This window comes from Massilia sp. BAP21 (genome assembly GCF_057801335.1).
Genome location: NZ_CM173596.1, coordinates 4972387 through 4995224 on the forward strand (window position 1 = coordinate 4972387; position 22838 = coordinate 4995224).

19 protein-coding genes are annotated in these 22838 nt (G+C 66.8%); 10 read left to right on the forward strand and 9 right to left on the reverse strand.

Annotated elements, in window-relative coordinates; genetic code table 11:
* Window positions 1–55: 55 nt before the first annotated feature.
* From ACWYRN_RS21890 to ACWYRN_RS21900, 3 genes are all read left to right on the forward strand, one after another.
* Window positions 56–985, forward strand: coding sequence for a sensor histidine kinase (locus ACWYRN_RS21890; RefSeq protein ID WP_488689825.1), 930 nt, complete (start codon window positions 56–58; stop codon window positions 983–985).
* Between the two features lie 203 nt (window positions 986–1188).
* Window positions 1189–2142, forward strand: coding sequence for a sensor domain-containing diguanylate cyclase (locus tag ACWYRN_RS21895; protein WP_488692864.1), 954 nt, complete (start codon window positions 1189–1191; stop codon window positions 2140–2142).
* A gap of 122 nt (window positions 2143–2264) precedes the next feature.
* The gene (locus tag ACWYRN_RS21900) at window positions 2265–5126 is read left to right on the forward strand and encodes a M16 family metallopeptidase (RefSeq protein WP_488689826.1); all 2862 of its coding nucleotides are present in this window, start codon (window positions 2265–2267) and stop codon (window positions 5124–5126) included.
* Window positions 5127–5265: 139 nt separating this feature from the next.
* Here ACWYRN_RS21900 and ACWYRN_RS21905 read toward each other — a convergent pair whose 3' ends face one another.
* From ACWYRN_RS21905 to ACWYRN_RS21920, 4 genes are all read right to left on the reverse strand, one after another.
* Entirely contained in the window at window positions 5266–7026 is a 1761-nt protein-coding gene (locus ACWYRN_RS21905) for a YsnF/AvaK domain-containing protein (protein WP_488689827.1), read from the reverse strand.
* Between the two features lie 22 nt (window positions 7027–7048).
* Window positions 7049–7435 carry a YsnF/AvaK domain-containing protein gene (locus tag ACWYRN_RS21910; protein ID WP_488689829.1) on the reverse strand — a complete coding sequence of 129 codons (387 nt, stop codon included), beginning with the start codon at window positions 7433–7435 and terminating at the stop codon, window positions 7049–7051.
* Between the two features lie 297 nt (window positions 7436–7732).
* Window positions 7733–8005, reverse strand: a complete 273-nt coding sequence (locus ACWYRN_RS21915; protein ID WP_229435659.1) for a hypothetical protein — start codon at window positions 8003–8005, stop codon at window positions 7733–7735.
* 9 nt (window positions 8006–8014) lie between these two features.
* Window positions 8015–8827 carry a DNA/RNA non-specific endonuclease gene (locus ACWYRN_RS21920; protein ID WP_488689830.1) on the reverse strand — a complete coding sequence of 271 codons (813 nt, stop codon included), beginning with the start codon at window positions 8825–8827 and terminating at the stop codon, window positions 8015–8017.
* 188 nt (window positions 8828–9015) lie between these two features.
* Between ACWYRN_RS21920 and ACWYRN_RS21925 the strand changes: the two genes are divergently transcribed.
* The 4 genes from ACWYRN_RS21925 to ACWYRN_RS21940 all read left to right on the forward strand — a co-directional run bounded on the left by ACWYRN_RS21925 (window position 9016) and on the right by ACWYRN_RS21940 (window position 10266).
* Window positions 9016–9405: a hypothetical protein gene (locus tag ACWYRN_RS21925; RefSeq protein WP_488689831.1), complete on the forward strand. Its 390-nt coding sequence runs from the start codon at window positions 9016–9018 to the stop codon at window positions 9403–9405.
* Window positions 9406–9663, forward strand: coding sequence for a DUF5985 family protein (locus tag ACWYRN_RS21930; RefSeq protein ID WP_488689832.1), 258 nt, complete (start codon window positions 9406–9408; stop codon window positions 9661–9663).
* Window position 9664: 1 nt separating this feature from the next.
* Complete coding sequence (locus ACWYRN_RS21935) at window positions 9665–9934, forward strand: DUF5985 family protein (RefSeq protein ID WP_488689834.1); 270 nt, start codon at window positions 9665–9667, stop codon at window positions 9932–9934.
* 68 nt (window positions 9935–10002) lie between these two features.
* Window positions 10003–10266, forward strand: a complete 264-nt coding sequence (locus ACWYRN_RS21940; RefSeq protein ID WP_488689835.1) for a hypothetical protein — start codon at window positions 10003–10005, stop codon at window positions 10264–10266.
* Between the two features lie 74 nt (window positions 10267–10340).
* On the opposite strand, the gene ACWYRN_RS21945 is transcribed toward ACWYRN_RS21940, so the two are convergent.
* The gene (locus ACWYRN_RS21945; RefSeq protein WP_488689836.1) at window positions 10341–11189 is read right to left on the reverse strand and encodes a phytanoyl-CoA dioxygenase family protein; all 849 of its coding nucleotides are present in this window, start codon (window positions 11187–11189) and stop codon (window positions 10341–10343) included.
* 328 nt (window positions 11190–11517) lie between these two features.
* Between ACWYRN_RS21945 and ACWYRN_RS21950 the strand changes: the two genes are divergently transcribed.
* A complete protein-coding gene (locus ACWYRN_RS21950) occupies window positions 11518–13917 on the forward strand; it encodes an ATP-binding protein (RefSeq protein WP_488689837.1) in 2400 nt (799 codons plus the stop codon).
* Here ACWYRN_RS21950 and ACWYRN_RS21955 read toward each other — a convergent pair.
* Window positions 13862–14299, reverse strand: a complete 438-nt coding sequence (locus ACWYRN_RS21955; protein ID WP_488689838.1) for an NUDIX hydrolase — start codon at window positions 14297–14299, stop codon at window positions 13862–13864. The two genes, ACWYRN_RS21950 and ACWYRN_RS21955, sit on opposite strands and share 56 nt — an antisense overlap.
* A gap of 121 nt (window positions 14300–14420) precedes the next feature.
* On the opposite strand from ACWYRN_RS21955, the gene ACWYRN_RS21960 reads away from it, so the two are divergent.
* Window positions 14421–15515, forward strand: a complete 1095-nt coding sequence (locus ACWYRN_RS21960; RefSeq protein ID WP_488689839.1) for a mechanosensitive ion channel family protein — start codon at window positions 14421–14423, stop codon at window positions 15513–15515.
* 309 nt (window positions 15516–15824) lie between these two features.
* Here ACWYRN_RS21960 and ACWYRN_RS21965 read toward each other — a convergent pair whose 3' ends face one another.
* The 3 genes from ACWYRN_RS21965 to ACWYRN_RS21975 form a co-directional block, all read right to left on the reverse strand.
* Entirely contained in the window at window positions 15825–17000 is a 1176-nt protein-coding gene (locus ACWYRN_RS21965; protein ID WP_488689840.1) for a glycosyltransferase, read from the reverse strand.
* A gap of 523 nt (window positions 17001–17523) precedes the next feature.
* Window positions 17524–18753, reverse strand: coding sequence for a hypothetical protein (locus tag ACWYRN_RS21970; RefSeq protein WP_488689841.1), 1230 nt, complete (start codon window positions 18751–18753; stop codon window positions 17524–17526).
* A 53-nt stretch (window positions 18754–18806) separates the two neighbouring features.
* A complete protein-coding gene (locus ACWYRN_RS21975) occupies window positions 18807–21116 on the reverse strand; it encodes a hybrid sensor histidine kinase/response regulator (protein WP_488689843.1) in 2310 nt (769 codons plus the stop codon).
* Window positions 21117–21347: 231 nt separating this feature from the next.
* Between ACWYRN_RS21975 and ACWYRN_RS21980 the strand changes: the two genes are divergently transcribed.
* Window positions 21348–22640, forward strand: coding sequence for an NCS2 family permease (locus ACWYRN_RS21980; protein WP_229435672.1), 1293 nt, complete (start codon window positions 21348–21350; stop codon window positions 22638–22640).
* Window positions 22641–22838: the final 198 nt, after the last annotated feature.

The window sequence follows — 22838 nt, forward strand, 5'->3', positions numbered from 1 at the left end:
GACAAGCGGTAACTTGTGTGCCGGAAAGTTCTGATAACCCGTCGGAAGGATCGCCATGAAGTCAGCCTTTGTTCGTACAGCCGGTGCCGCCCCAGGCCTGATGATCGTGGGCGCCTGCGCGCTGGGCGCCGGCCTGCCCGGCAGTGCTTTCCCCTCCTCGGCCGTCACCGCGCTGATCTGGCTGCTGGGCGCGACCGGCGCCCTGTGCCTGCTGCTGCGCCGCAGCATCGACCTCGACGACCGGGCGCGCGACCTCGCCGCCCGCCTCTGCCTCGAGCAAAAGGCGCGCCAGGTGGCCGAGGGCACGCTGGCCGATACGCAGACCGTGCTGACGCGCGTCGTGCGCCAGCAGGAAAGCGTGCGCGACGGCGAGCGCAAGCGCATCGCCCGCGACATCGACGACGAGCTTGGCCAGGTCCTGGTCGCCCTGCGCGGTGAAATGTCGCTGCTGCAAGTGGCGAGCGCCGGCATCCACCCGGCCACCCACCAGAAGACGGGCGCCATGATCGGCACGCTCGACCTGGCGCTGCGCGCGCTGCGCGTGCTGGCCGGCGAGCTGCGTCCGCTGGCCGCCGGCGAACGCCTGGGCGACGCGATGGCGCGCCAGCTGGCCGAGTTCACCCGGCTGAACGGCATCGCCCATGATTTTGATGTGAATGTCGGCGTTGACGCTAGCGCCGACAGCGCCGACAGCGACGCCGACGCCGACGCCCTGCTCTACCGCGCGCTGCAGGAAACCCTGGCGCAGATTGCACGCAGCGCCCGCGCTACACGCGTTGGCGTGCAGCTGAGCCGCAGCAACGCGCGCCTGTCCCTGTGCATCGAGGACGATGGCGATGCCGACGGCAACTGCGCCGGCGCCGTGGCGGCGCTGCGCGAACGGGTGGCGGCGGCCGGCGGCGCCGTGCATGCCGAGGCCCTGCCGGGCGGCGGCAAGCGGCTGGCGATCGTGGTATCCGGCCTGCATGGGGTGGTCTCCGGCTGAGAAGTCAAGCCTGTGAATATTGCTGCACGTCAATAGCTCGGAAAGCCTGAGGTAGCAGAATCGGTCCTTGTCAGCGATCAATAGATTGCTTAACGGAACTTCGATAAGGCCGCCTCATGACCAGCACACACATGCAGCGCTCGCTCGATGCCATGCCCGGCATCGTGGCGCATGGCAAGGACCTCGGTTTCGCCCACCAGTTGATGGAAAGCCTGGCGATCCCCGTCTTTGTCCTCGACAGCAGCGCCCATGTCCTGATCTGGAACCGCGCCTGCGAGCGCCTGACCGGCGTGCCGGCGGACGAGATCGTCGGCACCAACAAGCACTGGAACAGTTTCTACGACCACCCCCGCCCTACCCTTGCCGACCTGGTGCTGCAGAACCGCACCGACGAAGTGCGCCATATCTACCCGCGCCACGGCAAGCCGCAATCGCTTAATGAGCCGCTGATGCAGGCCGTGAATGCCCACCTGTCGGTGGAAACCTGGTGCGACATGCCGCGCGCCGGCAAGCGCCGCTACCTGGCCGTCGACGCCAGTCCGATCTTCGACCAGCACGGCCAGGTCACGGCGGTGCTCGAATCGCTGCGCGACCTGACCGATGAAAAGATGGCGCAGATGGCGCTGGAAAAGCTGGCGACGCGCGACGGCCTGACGGGACTTGTGAACCGGCGCTGTTTCGACGAGACCCTGAACGCCGAATGGCAGCGCGCCCTGCGCCAGCACCAGCCGCTGTCGCTGCTGATGGTCGACGTCGACAATTTCAAGGCCTATAACGATGCCCATGGCCACCTCGGCGGCGACGAATGCCTGAAGCGCATCGCCACCGCGGTGGCCAGCGAAATGCGCGCCAACGACCTGGTGGCCCGCTACGGCGGCGAGGAGTTCGCCGTGATCCTGCCGAACCAGTCGCTCAAAGGGGCGGCCATCGTCGCCGAGCGCATCCGGCGCCGCGTCGAGCAGCTGCGCGTCCCCCTGTACGGTCCGGCCGGACCGGCGCCGCTGCAGCACGTGACGGTCTCGATCGGCGCCGCCACCGCGATTGCCGGCGCCGACAACAACGCCAGCCAGCTGGTGGCCATTGCCGACGCCGCCCTCTACCGCGCCAAGCACCTCGGGCGCAACCGCATCAGCCTGCCGCTGGTCGAACCCGGCTGAGCGGCGGCGTCCCGCCTTTTTCTCGCATTGCAGGCCTGTGGCCGGCATGCATACGTGATAAAACTGTTCATTCCCTGGGGAATATCTTATGCTTCGTGCCAGATTTTTTCCAAGGAGACAGTGTGTCCAAACTCTTCCCGATGGCGCTGCTCGCGCTGTCCGCGCCCGCATTCACCTTGCCGGTCCAGGCGGCGCCGGCCCAAGCCGCCCCTGCCGGCAAACCCGCCGGCAACGACGTCCTGCCCTTCAAGGCAACCGAGAAGACCCTGCCCAACGGCCTGAAGGTGATCGTGGTGCCGACCGGCTTCCCGAACCTGGTGTCGGTGACCATTCCGGTACAGACCGGTTCGCGCAACGAAGTCGAGCCGGGCAAGTCGGGCTTTGCCCACTTCTTCGAGCACATGATGTTCCGCGGCACGAAGGCCTATCCGCCCGAGAAGTACCAGGAAGTCATCACGAAGGCCGGCGCGCGCCAGAACGCCTATACCAGCGACGACCTCACCAACTACTACACCACCTTCGCCAAGGAAGACCTGGAGACCGTGCTGAAGGTCGAGGCCGACCGCTTCCAGCACCTGTCCTACCCGATCGAGGCGTTCAAGACCGAATCGCGCGCCGTGCTGGGCGAATACAACAAGAATAGCGCGAACCCGATGCAGAAGCTGTTCGAGGTGCAGCGCGACGCCGCCTTCACCACCCATACCTACAAGCACACCACGATGGGCTTCCTGAAAGACATCGAGGACATGCCGAACCAGTACGAGTATTCGAAGGTCTTCTTCGACCGCTGGTACCGCCCCGAGCGCACGACCATCATCGTGGCCGGCGACGTCGAGCCGCAGAAGGCCATCGCCATGGTCGAGAAATACTGGTCGAAGTGGCAAAAAGGCAGCTACAACGCCCCGGTGCCGGCCGAGCCCGCTCCACGCGGCGCCCTGTACCGCCACGTGCCCTGGCCGACCGCGACCCTGCCGCTGGTGACGGTGGCCTTCCGCGCCCCGGCCTTCTCGGATACGCAAAAGGACGGCGCCGCGCTCTCGATGCTGCTGTCGCTTTCCTTCGGTTCGACCTCGCCCTTGTACAAGCGCCTGGTGCAGGACGAGCAAAAGGTCGATCAATTGTTTGACTACACGCCGAACCGCGTCGATCCCTCGCTGGCGACCATCGGCGCGCGCGTAAAGAAGCCAGCCGACGCCCTCTACGTGCGCGACGCCATCCTGCAGACGATCGCCCAGCTGCGCGATACCCCGGTCACCGAGAAGGAACTGGCGGACGCGAAGTCGGCCAACAAGTATGGCCTGATCCGCTCGCTCGACAACACCGAGCAGATCGCCGCCACCCTGGCCTCCTACGTGCACTTCAACCGTTCCTACGGCACCTTGAACCGCTACTACCGCCTGGTCGACAGCCTGACCCCAGCCGATTTGCAGGCCGCGGCGCGCAAGTACCTGGTCGACGACAGCATGGTCGTCACCACGCTGGCGCACGACGCTTTGCCTGCCGGCATCGACGCCCTGCCGAAGCTGGCTACGCTGGCGCCCAAGGCATCGGATGCGAAGTTCGACGTGCTGGTGCAAAAGTCCGCCCTGCCGCAGGTGCGCTTCAAGCTGCTGTTTGCCGCCGGTTCGGCGCATGACCCGAAAGGCAAGGAAGGCCTGGCGGCGCTGACCGCGTCCATGGTTTCGGAAGCCGGTTCGCGCGAGCGCAAGATCGACGAGATCACCAAGTCGCTGTTCCCGCTGGCGGGCAGCTTCTCGGACCAGGTCGACAAGGAAATGACCACCTTCTCCGGCTCGATCCACAAGGACAAGTGGAACGAGTTCCTCGACATCGCCCTGCCGCAATTGATCGAGCCGGGCTTCCGCGAGGAAGACTTCCGCCGCCTAAAGGACGCGCAGAAGAACGCCCTGCAACTGGACCTGAAGGACAATAACGAGGAAGAGTTCGGCAAGGAACGCCTGCAGGCCAACGTCTACGCCGGCACCGGCTACGGCCACCCGGTACTGGGCACGGCGAAGGGCATCGATGCCATCACCCTCGACGACGTCAAGGCCTTCTATAAGCAGGCCTATACCCAGGGCGCGGTGCGGGTCGGGATCTCGGGTGACGTCAGCGACGCCGTGACGGCCTCGCTGAAGACTGCGCTGGCGCGCCTGCCGCAGGGCGCCGGGCTGCCGGCCACCACGGTGCCGCAGGGCCGCAAGCCGCAGGGCCTGGAAGTCGAGATCATCGAGAAGAACACCCGCGCCACCGCGATCTCCTTCGGCCTGCCTTTGGCGGTGACGCGCCGCCATCCGGACTTCCCGGCCCTGTGGCTGGCCAAGACCTGGCTCGGCGAACACCGCGCCTCGAGCGCCCACCTGTACCAGCAGATCCGCGAACTGCGCGGCCTGAACTACGGCGACTATGCCTACATCGAAGCCTTCCCGGGCGGCATGTACGGCTTCTTCCCGCGTCCTAACCTGGGCCGCAAGGCGCAATTGTTCGAGGTGTGGATCCGTCCGGTCGCGCCACAGAACGCGCATTTCACGCTGCGCCTGGCGCTGTCGGAACTGGGCAAGATGGTCGACAACGGCATCTCGCAGGAAGACTTCGAGACCACCCGCGGCTACCTGATGAAGAACGTGTTCGTGATGACGGCGACCCAGGACCAGCGCCTCGGCTACGCCCTCGATTCGCAGTGGTACGACACGCCGGAATTCACGCAGATGATGCGCGACGGCCTGTCGAAGCTGACCGCGGCCGACGTGAACGCGGCGATCCGCAAGCACCTGTCGGCGAAGAATTTGTCGGTGGTGGTGATCACCAAGGACGCGGCCGGGCTGAAGCAGGCGCTGGTGTCGGATGCCTTCTCGCCGATCAAGTACGATGCGGCCAAGCCGCAGGCCGTACTGGACGAAGACCAGGTGATCGGCAACATGAAGCTGGGGATTTCCACGGACAAGGTGAAGATCACGCCGGCGGCGCAGGCGTTTGCCGAGTGAACGTAAGCGCAGCTTAACCAACCCTGGTTGGATTAGCTGCGCTTAAGCGGGCAGGTTCCGGAAAAAAGAAGGGCGCCATGGGCGCCCTTCGTGCTTAACGCCGGGCCGACGGCATGGCCGCCGGCCGCTGCGCAGGGTATTACGAGGTCATGCGGTCCCAGCCGTGGCGGACGGCGGCCTTCATCTTGTCCCAGGTCGACACGCCGTTGTTCGGGTAGCGTGCGTCCCAGCTGCTGCGCAGGTCGGGCTCGACTTCGTCCCATGGACGGTTGCGGTACATGTCGCTCTTGCGCATTTCCGAACCGTAGCTGTAGGCCGGCTTGTAGCTGTCGAAGTCGTCACCGGTGCCGGCGCTGCTGTAGGTGGCGTTGTAGTGGTTGCGGTAGTAGGAATCGTCGTCGTCGTTCGTCATGCGATCCCAGCCATGCTTGACGGCGTTCTTCATCTTGGCCCAGGTCGAACCGGCCTTGTTGCCGGCACGGGTCGACCAGTCGCTCGACAGGTCGGTCTCGACGTCGTCCCACTGGCGGCCGCTGTACTTCTGGTTGCGCGCCATTTCCGAGCCATAGCTGTAGGCCGGGGCGTAGTCGTCGTACGAATCGCCGGTGCTGCCGTAGTTGCTGGTGAAGTGGTTGCGGTAGTAATCGTCGTCGCTCATCATGCTCGAGCGGGCCGAACCGGCGCCCAGTTGCTCGACCTCGACTTCGGTGTGGCGCACCGTGTCGTTGATCTGCTGTTCGCGCTGGGTGACTTCCTTGTTGATCGTCACTTCCTCGACCACGCGCGCCGATTTCTCGACCACGGCTTCCTCGGCCGTTTCGCGCATCTCGATCGACTGCTCCTTGAAGGCCGAGCTGTCGGCGGTGCTGATCGGCTCGTCGACGGCGCGGCGCTGCACGTTCACGTGCTCTTCGCGCAGGCCGATCGATTCGTTGACCGGGGTTTCGACGACACGCGAGAACACGCGCACGCCGCCGCGCTGGACTTCACGCTTGCCGACCTTCAGCTGCTCCTGCACCACGGGAATCGCGGCGGTGCTGGTGTCGCGCTGCTGCGAACCGGTCAGCGAGGAGCCGCTCAAGGACGACGACGAAGAGCCGCTCAGCGAGGAGCCGGTCAGCGAGGAATCCTGCATGCTGCCGGTCGACTTGGCCGAGCCTTCCAGCGAGGAGCCTTGCAGCGACGAGGACGAACCCGACAGCGACGCGCCTTTCAGTGCGTCGGAACCGGTCGACGGATTGCTCGAACCCATGCTGGTCTGCAGGTTGCCGCTGCCGGTGCCGTAGGTGCCGGCGCTCAGCTGGTCATGCGAGGACATCGGTTCCTGGTAGGTGGTGCCCATCGGGTTCGGGTCGTTCAGCGATTGCTGGTTCAGCGGCAGGCGGTCGTTATCCGACTGCAGCGACATCGACTGCGACTGCTGCAGGCCACCCGCGCCCACGCCCATCACGCCGGCGCCCGGCGAGTTCATGCTGCCGCCCATGCCGGCGCCGCTGGCCCATTTCTCCGACTGTTCGTCGATGTCGACCGGGCCGTAGCGCTCGACGATGTCGGCGGCGCGCTCGACTTCCGGCTCGCTGTCGGTGTTCACGGTCAGCACGTGGTTGCCCTGGGCCACCGCGTTCGAGTACTTGGTATGGTGCTCGTCGTTATCGGCGCCAAAGATGTCGCTGAAGAAGTTCTTGATACTGGTACCGATGCCCGGCTCGTCGTCGGTGCGGGTGACGCTCGTGTCGGTCGTCGAGCCGGCCGGGGTCACGCCCGAGGAGGCCAGGGATGGGTCCTCGTTGCCGTGCGAGAGACGCACGTCGGCGCTCGAGAAGCCCGAGGACAGCAGTTCGTTCTTGGCGCTTACCGCGTCGTTGTGATTGTCGAAGACAGCAATCAGGGTATGTTGCATGATCATTCCTCCAGTAATATGGTCACTTCGTTGGCGGGGGCCCGGATTCGTCGAAGCGTTCGATGCTGACCTGTTCGGTCTTCAGCACGACTGCCTCGCGATGCGTTTCTTCACGCTGAATGCGGGTGATGTGGAGCTCTTCCTTGATGCGCACGCGGCGCTCGACCACCAGCACTTCCTCGAGAATCGGCACGATCATCGTGTCGCCTTCGTGGCGGGTGGTGGGCGCCTCTTCCAGCGCGACGATGCGGTCGACCGCGACGTGCTTGATCTCCACCTCATCGCGCACGAGGCGCTCGTCGATGGTGACCGGCTGCTCGATTACGGTCTTGTGAATGCGGACGCCGCGCCCGGTGTCAACCGTACGGGTGCCGACCGCGAGCTGTTCCGCGACGACCGGGATCGTCAACAGATCCTGTCCTGTTGGGTCTGACGTGTTACCTGCCATTGAATCGGCTCCGTTTGGTCGCTGACGCGAGACCAGATCAGGTTACTCCAAACTGTCGGGGCCTAGCGCACCATTGACCCCAGTAAATGGATGAGGTTTTTGGGCAGTAAAACGCGCGGGAGAAAAGCCGGTCAAAACGCAGGAAGCCTGTAGGTAAAGGCGTTCTGGAGAGTGCCGGCACTGGCCGGCAGGTGGGCGCCGGCAGCGAACGTGCCGGCGCGAAGGGAGCTGCGCGCGTGGGCGAAACTTAATAGAAGCTTAATTAAACGGATTCTCGACCTGCTGCACCGCCGGCGGCGGCAGTTGCGCCGGCAATTCCTGCGCCTCCATCTTGCCGACGATGTCGCCGAGCAGCGCATGCAGGCGCCGCGCCAGCGCCAGGCCGGCCTGGTCCAGCGTCAGGTCGACGTCGCCCGAGAGCGTGATGCGGTCCAGGCGGTTCTCGACCATCAAATCGCCGATGTGCAGCACATCGGCTTCGCTGGCGAAGGGAACGAAGGTGTTCGGGTCAGACTTTTTCTTTGCGTTCATGTTGGCTCCTTATCCTTTCAGGCCCGACCAGAAGTCGCGCTCCTTGGGCTGTTTCTTTTGCTTGATCTTGGGCAGGCGCAGCATGCGTTCCTTTTGCTGCTGGCTCAGCGACGGCAGGAATTCGATGCCGACGATGCGCTCGAGTTCGGCCACGGGAATCACCTGGATGTCGGCCTGCGCGCGGTTCTCGGTGAACCAGGCCGCCGCCATTTTCTGGCGCGGGCTGTACACCACCTTATACAGGTGGCTCGGCACCAGCACGTTGCCCACCTTGCGCAGGTTGTTGCCGAGGAAGGCTGGCCCGGTGATCACGTACAGCTGCCCTTCCTTCTTCGCCATCTTGCGCACCTCGCCCTCGATCGGCGCCCAGATGTGGCGGTTGTGGTCGCCGTCCTGCGGCACCATGTTTGCCAGCGTGAAGCTTTCGCGCTGGGTGCGCTTGTCGGGCATGTCGCCGTTCGGCGCCAGGTGGCCGCGGTCGAAGCCGCTGCGCGCATAGTCCGACAGTTCGGCGCGCTGCGAGCGCGGCAGGCGCGATTCGGCATGGAAGTCGTTGTCGCGCTTCATGCCCTGGGCGGCGGCGACGTTTTCGGCACGCAGGTTCTCCGCCGACCACAGCGGGGTGCGCGTGATCCCGGAGTGCATCACGCCAAACACGCCGTAGCAGAGTTCGCGGGTGGCATTCGCCAGCTTGGGGTTGCGGATCTCGGGCGCACGGCCGTCGACGTAGTGTGAAGGACAGCTGGTGCCGGCGGCGCCCGCCGCGCCGGGCGCGAGGAGTGCGGCGGACAGCGCCACCGCAGTGAAGATTCTGTAAAACATGTGCTCGGTTGAAAGAATGTAACGAGCCCGCATTGTAGCCGACACATCCGCCCTCATCCGCCCTGCATGGCACAGTTTCAGGACAAAGATCTTGAGATGGCGCACGATTGATTGTGCATTGTCTAAGGGAATCCTCTAGAATACGCGCTCTTTTGTTAACATTCCGTAACGGAAACAAACCACCGTCAATGGAAAAGGCCCCGATTCCGGAGGACCTACGGCGCTTTGTGCTGACCAGCATTCCGTCCGTACCCTTCCTCGAAGCGCTGCTGCTACTGCGCGCCGACCCGGCGCAAGAATGGCACAGCGACATGCTGGCCCAGCGCCTCTATGTACGCGAGCGTACCTCCCACACCCTGCTGGAAGACCTGTGCCGTGCCGGCATGGTGGCACCCTGCGTCGATAGCCCCGGCTGCTACCGGTACCGGCCCGGCTCGCCCCAGCTGGGCGAACGCATCGATGCGCTGGCCGAGCTGTATGCGAAGCACCTGGTGGAAGTCACCCACCTGATTCACTCTTCCCTCGACCGCAAGGCGCAACAATTCGCCGACGCCTTCAAACTGCGAAAGGATTCGTAAGTGGCGGAAACGATCTACATGCTGTGCATCCTGACCTCGCTCGCCTGCGCCTGGCTGTTGTTCGCGAGTTACCGGCGCACGCGCTATCGGCTGCTGTTCTGGAGTGGTTCCTGCTTTGCGGTGATGACGCTGAACAATCTGTTCCTCTTGCTCGACAAGATCGTCTTCCCTGATATTAATTTCCTGCCAGCGCGGCTGATCAGCGCCCTGGTCGCCATCGCCCTGCTGCTGTATGGCCTGATCTACGAAAAGGAATGAGATGACCGAACTGTTCACCGGCGCCATCACCATGGGCTCGCTCGTCATCGCGCTGTTCTTCCTGCGTTTCTGGCGCGATTCGGGCGACCGCTTCTTCCTCTACTTCGCCCTCTCCTTCTTCATCGAAGGGGTGCACCGCCTGTATTCGGCGCTGCACGATGCCGGCGGCGAGGATTCGCCCCTCCACTACCTGATCCGCCTGCTGGCCTATGGCCTGATCCTGTGGGCGATCCTGGAAAAGAACCTGCCGAAGACCAGGGCGCGCAAGTAGCGTGCGCCTGCGCCGGCTCCTCTGCGTGATAATCGCCTCATGATCTTCAACGCGAATACGGAGGACGCATGACGACACCAGACCAGCAAGCCAAACCGCAAGACAACCAGCAGACGGCGCAGCCGGGTACCGACGATCTGAACCGCTCGGAGAATCTGTTGCCGGGAGAAGAAGGCGCCGAGGATGGCCGCTTCGAGGTGGCCGAGGAAGTGAGCCTCGACATCCAGGGCGACGACACGCGCCGTGTCGGCCAGATGCCGGGCAGCGTTACCGAGTCGCTGCCGGACACGGTCAGCACCGAGCCGGACAGCGAGGACGCGGGCAAGCCCTGAGACCGGACTGACGTGTTACAACAGCAGGGGAAGCCTGCGCGGTGCAAGCCGCGCAGGCTTCTTCCTTTCTGCCCCTACATCGTCAGTCCCATGCGCAGTCCCTCGATGGTATGCGCCTGCACGATATTCTCCAGGTCGTCGACCACGCGGCAGGTGATGTGCTCGCGCAGCTGCGGCGCCAGGCTTTCGTAGTAGGCGCGGCTCAGCTGCAAATCGTGCTTGTCGGCGTTGCGCGCATCCGGGGCGTCGACGCCGAGCACGAACACTGGGCGCGAACGGTCCGAGCGGTTCGCCGTGCCGCGGTGGATGGTCAGCGCCGAGCGCGCCGAGATGTCGCCCATGCGCGGCAGCTTGCGCTGGGCGCGCGCCTCGTAGCGGCCCCACAGCTCGCGCGGCGGGAACATCGGGTCGCCCTCGCCCAGGTCGTCCCACTGGGTGCCGGGCGCGATCTCGAACGGGCCCATGTCCTCGTCCACGTCGACCGTGGTGATGTTGAAAGCGAGCGAATTCAGGCGCCGGCCCTTCAGGGTCGCCTCGGGCGAGGCGAAGTCGCGGTGCCAGGGCTGGTGCAGCGCGCCCGGCCCGGGAATGTCGAAGCCGGCCTCGACCACCCGGTAATCCGGTCCCAGCACCGCGCGGCAGACCGCCACCACCCAGGGATGGCCGATGATGTCGGCGAAGCCGGAAATGCGCTCGGGATGCGCCTCCACGTAATAGCGGTTCGGCCCGCGTTCGAGGGCGCCGCCCGGCCGCGCGCGCGCTTCCGCGAACAGCGTGGCGATATCCTGCCCCAGGCGCTCGACCCAGGCGCGCTCGAAGGCGCCCTTGCAGGCGATGATGCCGTCGCCATACAGTCCGCCCATGATGGTGGCGACGTCGTAGCCTTCGGTGCCGTGCTCGGGGGTATGTGCTGCGTCTTGCATTTTGCTGTCTCCTTGTCCGCGCCCTGTCGTCTGCTGCCAGGTCACTGGCCGGGCGTGCGCCCATGCTACGCCCAAACGCGACCGGGGCGAAGCGCAGGAAGGCTTTTCGGCTTCGCCTGTGGAAACAATGTCACAGGCAAGGCAATGCCGCCGCGCACGCGTACGGCCGTGCAAAGATTGACATTCTCGCGCGCCGCTTTTACATTCTGACGTCGAGGACAACAAGAACCGGACCCGCCCCGTGCCCCGGCCGCCCACCCATGAAACACAGTCAATCCGCATCCGCGCCCGCCGCGCCCCACCGTCATTTGCTGCCCGAGGCCGGGCGGTGAGCGCCGCCGGCCTGATCCTGTTCGTATGCGAATCGGATAAGCTCGATCCGGCGGTGGCCCAGGTCGGCGCCCAATTGGGCCAGGCGGTGGTGCGGGCCAGGTCCGCCGCCCACGCCCTGGCCCTGGCGGACACCACCGACTTCGCCCTGATCCTGGTCGGCCATGCCGGCGACGACGCCGCCCTGCTGCAAACCGTCGGCCTGGTGCGCGCCAACGGCCGTTCCAGCCACACCCCGGTGGTGGTGCTGGGCCTGCCGCCGTCTCCGCGCTCGGCACCGGCCCTGCTCGAGCAAGTCTACGAAGCCGGCGCCATCGCGGCCCTGAACGATCCGGTGTCGCCAACCATCCTGGCCGCCAAGGCCCGCTTCTACCTCGACGCCTTTCATACCGCCGCCGAACGGCGCCGCGCCGAACGGGCCCTGGGCCAGGCCAGCTCGCGCCTGGAAACCATCCTCGCCGCCGCCAACCTCGCGGTCTGGGAATGGGACATCGCCGCCGACCAGGTGCACGGCGACGCCCGCCTGGCCGCCATGTTCGGCGGCGTGCTGCCGCCCGGCGCCCCGATGGCCGCCTACCTGGCGGCGCTGCACCCCGACGACCTGGCCACCACCCGCGCACGCCTGCGCGCCTCGATCGAGAGCGGCGCCGGCTACGACGCCACCTTCCGCGTGCGCGCACCCGAAGGACGCTGGCGCTGGGTGATCGCGCGCGGCCAGGTCGACGCCGGCAGCGACGGCGCGCCGCGCGCGGTCAGCGGCGTGGTGATCGACGCCACCCGCCAGTTCGAGGCCGAAGCCCAGCTGCGCGCCAGCGAGGAACGCTACCGCACCCTGTTCGAGGCCATGGACGAGGCGATGTGCGTGATCGAGGTCCTGTTCGACGAGGCCGGCCTGCCCTGCGACTACCGTTTCGTGGAAACCAATCCGGCTTTCGACGGCCAGACCGGCCTGCAGGACGCCGTGGGCCGCCGCATGCGCGACATCGCGCCCGAGCACGAGCAGCACTGGTTCGATATCTTCGGGCGCGTGGTGGCGACCGGCGAGCCGGCGCGCTTCGTCAACGAGGCGCGCGCGCTGGGCCGCTGGTTCGATTTGTACGCCACCCCGATCGGCACGCCGGCCGAGCACCGGGTCGCGGTGCTGTTCATGGACATCACCGAACGCCGCCGCGGCGAGGAAGAACTGCGCCGCCTGGCGGCCGACCTGGCCGAGGCGAACCGCCTGAAGACCGAATTCCTGGCCACCCTGGCGCACGAACTGCGCAACCCGCTGGCGCCGATCCGCAGTGGCATCCAGCTGCTGCGCCACGGCGGCGCCGACCCGGCCGCCAGCGCGCGCGTGCATGCGATCATGGACCGCCAGCTCGACCAGCTGGTGCACCTGGTCGACGACCTGCTCGACGTCGCCCGCGTGACGCGCGGCCAGGTGGAATTACGGCGCGCATGGATCGACCTGGGCGAACTGCTGCGCGCCGCCGCCGACACCAGCGCGCCGCTGATCGAGGCCGCGCGCCACCGCTTCAGCCTGCGCCTGCCGCCGCAGCCCGTCACGCTGTACGCCGACCCGACGCGCCTGACCCAGGTGGTCAGCAACCTGCTGAACAACGCGGCGCGCTACACGCCGCCCGGCGGCGCGATCGAACTCGCCGCGCAAACTCAGGGGCAGGAACTGGCGATCAGCGTGCGCGACAACGGCATCGGCATCCCGGCCGATTCGCTCGAACGCGTGTTCCAGATGTTCACCCAGGTCGGGGGGAATGGCAGCCTGGGCGGCCTCGGGATCGGCCTGTCGCTGGTACGCAGCCTGGTCGAGCTGCACGGCGGCAGCGTCGCCGCCGCCAGCCCGGGCAGCGGCGCCGGCAGCGTCTTCACGGTGCGCCTGCCGCTGGCCGGCCCGCAGGCCGATGGCCCGGGAGGGAAAGCGGCGGACGATCCTGTCCGCTTGCCGGTATTTGCGGCGCTGCGCATCCTGGTGGTCGACGACAACCGCGATGCCGCCGACACCCTGGCCGCCCTGCTGGCTGCGATGGGGCACACGACGGCCACCGCCCATGACGGCGACACGGCGCTGCGCACGCTGGCGGCGTTTGCGCCGGCCGTGGTCTTCCTCGACCTCGGCATGCCGGGCATGTCGGGCTACGATGTGGCGGCGGAAATCCGCAAGGACCCGCGCAACGACGGCCTGCGCCTGGTGGCGCTGACCGGCTGGGGCGGCCCGGCCGACCGCGAACGCAGCGCGCGCGCCGGCTTCGACCTGCACCTGACCAAACCGGCGACCCTGGACACGATCGCGACGGCGCTGGCCCCGCCGCTGCCGGCTGCCGCCCGCGGGCCGGCGGGCCTCACCAGTCCAGCGTCAGCAGCAGGTTCGCCATCCTCGGCCAGCACAGCTGGCTGATGTCGGCGCGGCCGGCCCAGCGGAAACCGTCCATTTCCAGGGTCGGCTTGCCGGTCCTGTGGTGCGGGAACCAGCTGGTGCACACCAGTTGCGACAAATCGCCCAGCTCGGCGCCGGCCTCGACCCGGTACAGGTGCAGGCGCTTGTCGCGCCGGTAGGCGAATTCGCCGAGGTCGGCGAAGCGCTCCGGCGCGAACGCGGCCCCGCTTTCCTCGCGCAGCTCGCGCATTGCCGCTTCCAGGGTCGTTTCGCCGGGGTCCTGCATGCCCTTCGGGATGTCCCAATGGGCGGTGCCGGTGACGTGGCCGAGCAGCAGGCGCCCCGCGCTGTCCAGCACCAGGGTGCCGCAAGAAACTGTCCAGGTCCGCGTGTCCTTGCGCATGCCGTGCCATCCTCGCTTGCAAAGATGGCAATGTAGGATGCTTCCTGCCGTGTGTCAATTGTGCGCGCTCCGCCCGCGGTGCACAGCACACTAGGCGATGACAAGCTTGGCCGGAGCCCGGATGCACCTTACCTTCCTCAACAACAACCTCGAAAGCTGGGCGCTGGCCGTCGCCATTACCCTCGGCGTGATGCTCGCCCTGTACTGGGTGCGCCGTTTCGTCCTGCACCGCCTGCAGGCCGCGCCGCGGCGCACCGATGCGCTGGCCGAGATCAGCGTCAACGAGCTGCTCGCCCAGATGCTGCGCAAGACCTACATCCTCATCATGCTGGCGATGGCGGCCTATCTCGGCTCCCTGGCCCTGGAGCTAAGCGACAAGCAGCACCTGATCGTCTCGCGGGTGGCGGTCGCGGCCCTGATCCTGCAGCTGGCGATATGGGGCGACACCCTGCTGCGTGCCTGGCGCGACCACTACATCGCCAGTGACGGCCGCAAGGCCTCGCGCACCATCATTGTCTTCCTGTCGCGCCTGGCGCTGTGGGTGGTCGCCTTCCTGATGGTGCTCGACAACTTCGGCTTCAACATCACGGCCCTGGTGGCCAGCCTGGGCGTGGGCGGCATCGCAGTCGCGCTGGCGGTGCAGAACATCCTGGGCGACTTGTTCGCCTCGCTCTCCATCATGCTCGACAAGCCCTTCGAGATCGGCGACTTCATCATCGTCGGCGACGTGCTGGGCTCGGTCGAGCACATCGGCCTGAAGACCACGCGCCTGCGCGGGCTGGGCGGCGAACAGGTGATCTTCTCGAACGGCGACCTGCTCAAGAGCCGCATCCACAACCACAAGCGCATGGAAACCCGGCGCGTGGCTTTTGTGCTGCGCGTGGCCTACGGCAGCAGCGAGCAGCAGCTGGCGCGCATTCCAGAGCTGATCCGGGAAGTGGTGGCGGCCGCCCCGAAGGCCGCCTTCGAGCGGGCGCACTTCTTCAACTACGGCGAGTGGTCGCTCAATTTCGAGGTGGTGTACCACTTCCAGAGCCCGGACTACATCGCGCACATGGATACCCAGCAGGCGATTTTGCTCGAGATCTACCGCAGCTTCGAGCGCGAAGGGATACGGTTTGCGCATCCCTTGTCGATCGTGCGGCTGGCGGACCAGGAGGGTATCGCGTTGCAGCCTGCGACGGTACCGCCGTCGAATCCGTCTTTTCGACATTGAGGGCGCGAGGGGTTGTACGGTGGGCACTCCGTGCCCACGCGGGTACGCACGGCTCCGGAGTCCGTTACGGTGACAGGTCGCTCGAAACGGATGAGATGAAGGCAAACCGAGGATGCGGCGTGGCCTCGCTCGGCGATACGAGCGACATCTTCCCGCAGCGGGTGCAAGGTCGCGCACGTATCCGCGTGGGCACGGAGTGCCCACCGTACGTTCACGTTCGCAGGTAAGGCAAGCCGTCAGCCGCTCCACTGCACGTAAAAAAACCCGCCAGGCTGTCGCCGGGCGGGCTTCTCATACAACCTGAATCGCTTACGCAGCCTGCACCGGCAGCGGCTCGACGCGCTTCTCGATCACGGCCTCGGTAACCACCGGCGCCGGACGGGCCTTGTTGCCTGGGACGGCGTTGCTGATCAGCTCATGCATGCGGGCGGCGGTCTTGTCCCACGAGGTGTTGGCGACGACTTCGCGCATGCGCTTGGCCATGGCCGCATTCTCTTCGGCCGACTGGGCCAGCATGCGTTCGCAGGCGGCGATGTACTCGGCCGGGGTTTCGGCAATCGCGACCACGTCGCCGTAGGGCACCTTGACATCGGTGATCGGGGTGCTGACGCTCGGCTTTTCGGCCGCCATGTACTCCAGCACCTTGGTCGGGCTGATGAACTTGGTCGATTCGTTCATGGCGAACGGCAGCAGGCAGACGTCCCAGCCGGCCAGGAACTTCGGCAGTTCCTGGTAGCCGCGCTGGCCCATGTAGTGCACGTTCTCGGCGCGCGGCAGCTCGGCCGGGTCGATCTTCACGACCGGGCCGACCAGCACGATCTGCCATTCCGGGTGGGCGGCGGCCATCTCGCGCACCAGGCCGGTGTCGAAGCGCTCGTCGATCACGCCATAGAAGCCCAGGCGCGGACCGGCAACGTGGGCCTGCTCGGGGTGCGAGATGGCGGCGTCCAGGGCCTGGCGGAAGTGGGCGGCGTCGACGCTGCTCGAGAAGCAGTGCGCGTTCGGATGACGGTTCTTCTTGGCTTCGTACAGGCTCGGGCCGCCGGTGAAGACCAGGTCGGCGATGTTCAGCAGGGCCGATTCGCGCTGCAGCAGCTGCTTCGGCGGGTTCTTGAAGGCGGACAGTTCGTCCATGCAGTCGTACACGACCAGCGCCGGGTCCAGGCCCTGCAGCAGCGGCAGCGCCATCGGGGTGTAGAACCACACGACCGGACGCTCGCCTTCAGGGACCAGGTCGGACAGCAGGCCTTGCAGGACCGGGATCTGGTCGTCGTGGAAGCCGTAGTGCGGGACATTGGTATGCGGCTGGCACACCGTGATGTTCGGCGCGACGGCCGTTTCCTTCAGGTGTGCGGGCCCTTCGGTTTGCACCGGCTCCTCGACGAAGAGGATGTTGTAGTGTTCCGCCAGACGCGTCATCAGGTGCTGGGGACGCTGAAACACGAAATCCCAACGGAGGTGGCAAAACACGATAAGGGTCTGCATGTTGATTTCCTTTCGCCTTGGTGGCGCTTTAGTTGATCTTGGAGCCGGGTAGACCGGGCGCCTGGAGGGCTGGCGCATGGCGCAGCGGCCTTCGTTTCGGGCTGGGTTGTTACACCGGACCGAGCAATCGTAACATGCAAATTTGCCATTATTTTCAGTTATGCATGGCAAGCTTCGGCTGAGGAAACGATCTTGGCTCAGCAGTAACCGCGTTCTCATAGGAGAGCCTGGTGTTGCGCTGCCTCATCTGTAGGGATCATCCTACTTCGATACAAGAAAAACAACTACGAAAACTCGTCCATATTGCTGAGCTGAGCAATCGTGCGCGGCCCAGAAATACACTGTGGACGCGTTGTCTGCGCCATATTTCGCATGGCGGCAGGCCGGACCAGGTTGTAGGCGAAGCGGAAAGGAACGACCGTGCGAAATGCACGGCCGCCGGGGTCAATACAGTCCAGAATGCTGCATTGCAGCAGATAGAGGCCCCATCAACATGCCGGCGGAGGGCCGGCCGGGTGCCGGACTAGCCCTGCTCGTTCGGATACGGCTGGGCGCCTTCCGGATGGCCGTCCTCGCTGAAGCCGTCGGCGGTCGACACGTCGTCGATGCCGATCGTGGCGAGCGCATCGCACAGCTCGTCGACCTCGGCGCCGAGATCGGCCGCCAGGTCCACCGGCTTGCTGACGCCGCCCCAGGGCGGGCCGCCGTCGAGCGCGTACAGGTTCACGCGCAGGGTGGCGTGGTCGCCGCCGTCGAGCGGCGCCACCACGGCGCGCACCGCATCCGGCGCCAGCTCCTTTTCATGCAGCAGGCCGTTGATTTCCGCCAGCAGCCCGAGCATCGCCAGCTCGGCCACGCCCTGCTCCTTGGCGCCGTAGAACAGGTCCTGGTACAGGAAGCTGATCGACAGGCGCTCGGGGTCGGCCGCCAGGCAGCGCGCCACGAGCGGCGTCACGCGTTCGGTCCAGGCACGGTAGCGGCGCATGCGCTCGGCGAAGTACACGTCGGCGCCGATCTCGTCCTTCGGCACCTCGTAGAACGGGTCGCCCACGCGCTTCATCGAGAAACCGAGCAGGAAGCGCAGTTCCATTGCGTCTTCGTCGGGGGCGAAACGCTCGCCGGTCCAGCCGCGGATGCTCGCTTCCAGCAGCGGCGCCGCCACCGGCTTCTTGCTGCCGAGGCTGGCAGCCGCCTCGCGCAGCAGTTCCTGCAGGGCGCTGTAGGGAATGTGGTCGATCTCGGCCAGGTCGTAGGCATGGCGCACCAGCGCCACCCTGGCGTCCTTGCTGTCGAGGTCGGCAGCGACGAAGCTGGCCGCGAGTTCCTCGTAGGCGGCATCGTCGGCAAAGGTTTCTTCGGCCACCAGGCCGCCGCCGCTGCGCACGAACAGCGGAATCAAAAAGGCGTCGATCTCGCGTTCCGGTTCGCCTTCCTTGCGCAGGTGCAGGGTCGCGGCCTGTTCGCCCACGTGGGCGCGCAGCAGGCGGCAGGCCTCGGGATCGGTGTAGCGGGCCAGCTCGATGGCGCCGTACAGCACTTCGTCGCGCTTGCGGCGCAGGGCCTTGCGCACCGCCACCACCAGTTCCTCCTCGCGCGCGGCGGCCAGTTCGGGGTCGTCCTCCTCGCCCTCGGCCACCTCGAGCGCGAGGTCGGCCAGGGCCTGGGCGATGGCGTCGAGGTCGGCTTCGTTCGCGGACTGGCTGGCGGATGCGGCGGCGCCTTTGCGCGGCACCGGCTTCTTATTTTTCGGCATGGGCATGGATCTCGAGTGATGAAGGCGCCATGTTAGCAAATCCAGGGTCCGGCTTACGCGTTCGTCGGCGCGCGCGCCGGATGTTCGGCGCCCGCCACGCGCACCCCGGCCAGCGCCGCCAGGATGGCTTCGGGTTCGGCCGGCTTGGCGATGTGCAGGTCGAAGCCGGCTTCGCGCGCCCGCACCTTGTCCTTCAGTTGGCCATAGCCGGTCAGCGCGATCAGCAGGGTGTCGGCAAATTCCGGCAGCGCGCGCAAGCGCCGCGCCAGTTCGTAGCCGTTCATGTCGGGCAGGCCGATGTCGAGGATAAAGGCGTCGGGCCGCTCGAAGGCCGCCCACTCGAGCGCGCTGGCGGCGTCGTAATAGGTCGACACCAGGTGGTCGCCGGCCGCTTCCAGCAGCAGCGACAGGCTGACGGCGGCGTCGATGTTGTCGTCGACCAGCATGATCCTCAGGCCGCCCTGGGGCGCACCCTGGAGTGCGGGCTGGAAGGCGTGCTGCGGCGCGCCCGCTCCGCCCTCGGCCGAGCGCGCCGGCAGCGGCGCCCGGCTCAGGGCCGGCAGCTCGACCTTCAGCGGCAGCTTCACGGTGAAGATGCTGCCGCCGCCGCGCCCGGGGCTGCTGGCGTCGACGCTGCCGCCGTGCAGCTGCACCAGGCTGCGCACCAGGGCCAGGCCCAGGCCCAGCCCCCCCTGGGGGCGGTCCGGCTTGCGTTCGCCCTGCGAGAACAGGTCGAACACGCGCGGCAGCAATTCCGGGGCGATGCCCTCGCCGTCGTCGGCCACGGTGAGCGTGGCCTCGTCGCCACCGCTGCCCAGGCTCAGCTGGACGTGGCCGCGCGGCGGCGTGTACTTGGCCGAGTTGGTCAGCAGGTTCGCCACCACCTGGGTCAGGCGGGTCTGGTCGGCGCGCACCAGCACCGGATGCTTCGGCAGGCGCAGTTCGAGCCGGTGCTGGCATTCCTCCATCAGGGGCCGGGTCTGCTCGACGGCGCGTTCGACCACGGCGCGCAGGTCGATGTCGTCCAGGTTCAGCGTGACCAGCCCGCGCGTCACGCGCGACACGTCCAGCATGTCGCTCAGCAGGCGGTTCATGTGCTCGATCTGGCGCCCGATCACGTCGGCGGCGTAGCGCGCGCGGTGCACGTCGAGCCCGGGCATCTTGAGCAGCTGGGCGGCGGTGCCGATCGGGGCCAGCGGATTGCGCAGTTCGTGGCCGAGCATGGCCAGGAACTGGTCCTTGGCGCGGTTTTCCTCTTCCGCCATCTGGCGCGCATGCTGCTCGCGCTCGAGCAGCAGCTGGCGTTCGTTGCCGGCGTGTTCGCGGAAGGACTGGGCGCGGCGCAGTTCGGCGCCGGCCTGGCGCAGGGCGTCGAGCAGGCGGTCGATCTCGACGATGCGCGAGCCCCTGGCGTCGGGCAGCACGCCGTGCCCTAAGGCCACGGCGGCATCGACCGCCACGCCGATCGAACGCGCATGCATGCGCGCGAACCAAGTGGCCAGCAGCGCCGCGCAGGCCAGCGCGGCCAGCAGCACGGCGCCGGCCAGCTGGCGCGGGCGTCCGGCCTGCGCCAGCCCGGTCCCGGCGGATGGCGCGGCCACGGCCAGGGTCCAGCCCCAGGACCCCACCTGGACCCAGGCGGCGTGCGCGGGCTCGCCGCGGCGCAGGGCCAGTTCGAGGGTGCCCTGGGCGGCGCCGGCCGCCGCCTCGGCCAGCGCCGGCGCCGCCGGCTGCCCCACCAGTTCCACCGAACCCAGGTTCGAGGCGATCAGCTTGCCCTTGCGGTCGACCAGGTCGACCTGCCAATCGGCCGGCACGCCGTCCTGGCCCAGGTGCGGCCGGAAGTGTTCGTTGCTGAAGCCGGCGGCCAGCGCGTAGCGGCGCCCGCCGGCCTGCACCGGGATCGCGAGATAGGTCATCAGGCGTCCGCTCACCCGCCCCGCCATCAGGTCGGTGGCCAGAGCGCGCTGCCGGCTGAACAGGTTGGCGAAGTTCGGCGTCACCGGTTCCGGCGGCAGCGGCGTGCCGGCCGGGACCACGGTGTTGATCAGCTGGCGGCCCCCCTCGTCGAGCAGGACGATCCAGGTCGAGTTGCGGTGCGGCGTGGTCGCGGCTTCTTCGCGGAAGGCATCCAGGTCGCCCCTGGCCAGGGCCGGCGACGCGGCCAGCGCGCGCAGGTGGACTTCGGTATCGGCCAGCTCGTCCTGCACCAGCAGCGCCACGCGGCGCGCCGTGTGGGCGATGTCGGCCATGGCGGCGTCGGCCTCGGCCTGCTGCAGGAGGCGCAGGGCCAGGCCCGCGAACAGGACGACCGGTATCATGATTGCTGCGGCCATCAGGTACAGGTAGGCACGGATTCGCATCGCGGGCTCACAGATTGGCGGCCGTCGACATGACAGCCAGCAAGTCGATGATACCAATGCTGCAACATAAATCAAGGAAAGAATATTGACATGGAGCAGAGCGGCAACGGGCGGACGAACGGGCAAGCTGTATGGCTGTTCCGACAAGCTTGCTGACGGCGCGGTGCGCGGCAGTGTATGCTTCGCCCATCCAATCCCACTAACCATTCTGATATCGGAGCAGCGCTGCCCATGCTCGACAATTATTTCAAACTCAAGGAAAGCGGCACCGACGTGCGCACCGAGCTGCTCGCCGGCCTGACCACCTTCCTGACGATGGCCTACATCATCTTCGTCAATCCCTCGATCCTGGGCGACGCCGGCATGCCGAAGGAGGCGGTGTTCGTCGCCACCTGCATCGTCGCCGCCCTCGGCACGGCGGTGATGGGCCTGTACGCCAACTACCCGATCGGCATGGCCCCAGGCATGGGCCTGAACGCCTATTTCGCCTACGCCGTGGTGCTGGGCATGGGCGTGGCCTGGCCGGCGGCGCTGGGCGCCGTCTTCATCTCGGGCTGCCTGTTCATCCTGGTGTCGGTGTTCGGTTTGCGCGGCATGATCGTGAACGGCATCCCGCATTCGCTGCGGGTGGCCATCACCGTCGGCCTGGGCATGTTCCTGGCCCTGATCGCGCTGAAGAACGCCGGCATCGTGGTCGGCAGCGAGCCGACCCTGGTCAAGGCCGGCGACCTGCACGCCCCGCCGGCGGTGATGGCCATCGTCGGCTTCATCCTGATCGTCACCCTCGACCGCCTGAAGGTGCGCGGCGCGATCCTGATCGGCATCATCGTGGTGACCGTGCTGAGCTTCTTCTTCGGCGGGAACACCTTCAAGGGCATTTTCTCGATGCCGCCGTCGATCGACCCGACCCTGTTCAAGCTGGACATCCCGGGCGCCCTGTCGGTCGGCATCCTGAACGTGGTACTGGTGTTCTTCCTGGTCGAGCTGTTCGACGCCACCGGCACCCTGATGGGCGTGGCCAGCCGCGCCGGCCTGCTGGTCGAGGGCAAGATGGAACGCCTGAACAAGGCCCTGCTGGCTGACAGCGGCGCCATCGTGGCCGGCTCCGTGCTGGGCACCTCCAGCACCACCGCCTACATCGAAAGCGCGGCCGGCGTGCAGGCCGGCGGACGCACCGGCCTCACGGCCCTGGCCGTGGCGGCGCTGTTCCTGGCCTGCCTGTTCATCGCACCGCTGGCCGGCGTGGTGCCGGCCTACGCCACCGCCCCTGCCCTGCTGTTCGTGGCCTGCCTCATGCTGCGCGACCTCGGCGACATCGAATGGGGCGACACCACCGAGAGCATCCCGGCGGCGATCACGGCGCTGGTGATCCCGTTCACCTACTCCATCGCGGAAGGCATCGCCTTCGGCTTCATCACGTATGCGGCCCTGAAGCTGACCACCGGGCGCGCACGCGAGGTCAAGCCGGTGGTCTGGATCATCGCCGCGCTGTTCATCTTCAAGATCGTCTATATCGGAACATGAACATGCCACGGCCGAGGCTAAGGCTGAGTCGCTTATGCGCCGCAGATGGGATTTCTGTTTGGCCGGAAAGGCGTGTGCGTGCTGCTTCTGGGATACAATGTCGGCCGAGCCCCATTGCCGCAGAACGTGCACCGGCGCTCCTTCCTCTGAACGAATGAACGACCGGCAGGCGCCTCCCCGGCCCGGCCCTGATGCAAC

Excerpts from the sequence above, each read along its gene's own strand:
- ACWYRN_RS21940 (WP_488689835.1), top strand. The coding sequence starts at position 10,003 with ATGACGACACCAGACCAGCAAGCCAAACCGCAAGACAACCAGCAGACG.
- ACWYRN_RS21915 (WP_229435659.1), bottom strand. The coding sequence starts at position 8,005 with ATGAACGCAAAGAAAAAGTCTGACCCGAACACCTTCGTTCCCTTCGCC.
- ACWYRN_RS21905 (WP_488689827.1), bottom strand. The coding sequence starts at position 7,026 with ATGCAACATACCCTGATTGCTGTCTTCGACAATCACAACGACGCGGTA.
- ACWYRN_RS21955 (WP_488689838.1), bottom strand. The coding sequence starts at position 14,299 with ATGCGCAAGGACACGCGGACCTGGACAGTTTCTTGCGGCACCCTGGTG.
- ACWYRN_RS21895 (WP_488692864.1), top strand. The coding sequence starts at position 1,189 with ATGGAAAGCCTGGCGATCCCCGTCTTTGTCCTCGACAGCAGCGCCCAT.
- ACWYRN_RS21975 (WP_488689843.1), bottom strand. The coding sequence starts at position 21,116 with ATGCGAATCCGTGCCTACCTGTACCTGATGGCCGCAGCAATCATGATA.
- ACWYRN_RS21925 (WP_488689831.1), top strand. The coding sequence starts at position 9,016 with ATGGAAAAGGCCCCGATTCCGGAGGACCTACGGCGCTTTGTGCTGACC.
- ACWYRN_RS21945 (WP_488689836.1), bottom strand. The coding sequence starts at position 11,189 with ATGCAAGACGCAGCACATACCCCCGAGCACGGCACCGAAGGCTACGAC.
- ACWYRN_RS21980 (WP_229435672.1), top strand. The coding sequence starts at position 21,348 with ATGCTCGACAATTATTTCAAACTCAAGGAAAGCGGCACCGACGTGCGC.
- ACWYRN_RS21920 (WP_488689830.1), bottom strand. The coding sequence starts at position 8,827 with ATGTTTTACAGAATCTTCACTGCGGTGGCGCTGTCCGCCGCACTCCTC.
- ACWYRN_RS21960 (WP_488689839.1), top strand. The coding sequence starts at position 14,421 with ATGCACCTTACCTTCCTCAACAACAACCTCGAAAGCTGGGCGCTGGCC.
- ACWYRN_RS21890 (WP_488689825.1), top strand. The coding sequence starts at position 56 with ATGAAGTCAGCCTTTGTTCGTACAGCCGGTGCCGCCCCAGGCCTGATG.
- ACWYRN_RS21965 (WP_488689840.1), bottom strand. The coding sequence starts at position 17,000 with ATGCAGACCCTTATCGTGTTTTGCCACCTCCGTTGGGATTTCGTGTTT.
- ACWYRN_RS21970 (WP_488689841.1), bottom strand. The coding sequence starts at position 18,753 with ATGCCGAAAAATAAGAAGCCGGTGCCGCGCAAAGGCGCCGCCGCATCC.
- ACWYRN_RS21935 (WP_488689834.1), top strand. The coding sequence starts at position 9,665 with ATGACCGAACTGTTCACCGGCGCCATCACCATGGGCTCGCTCGTCATC.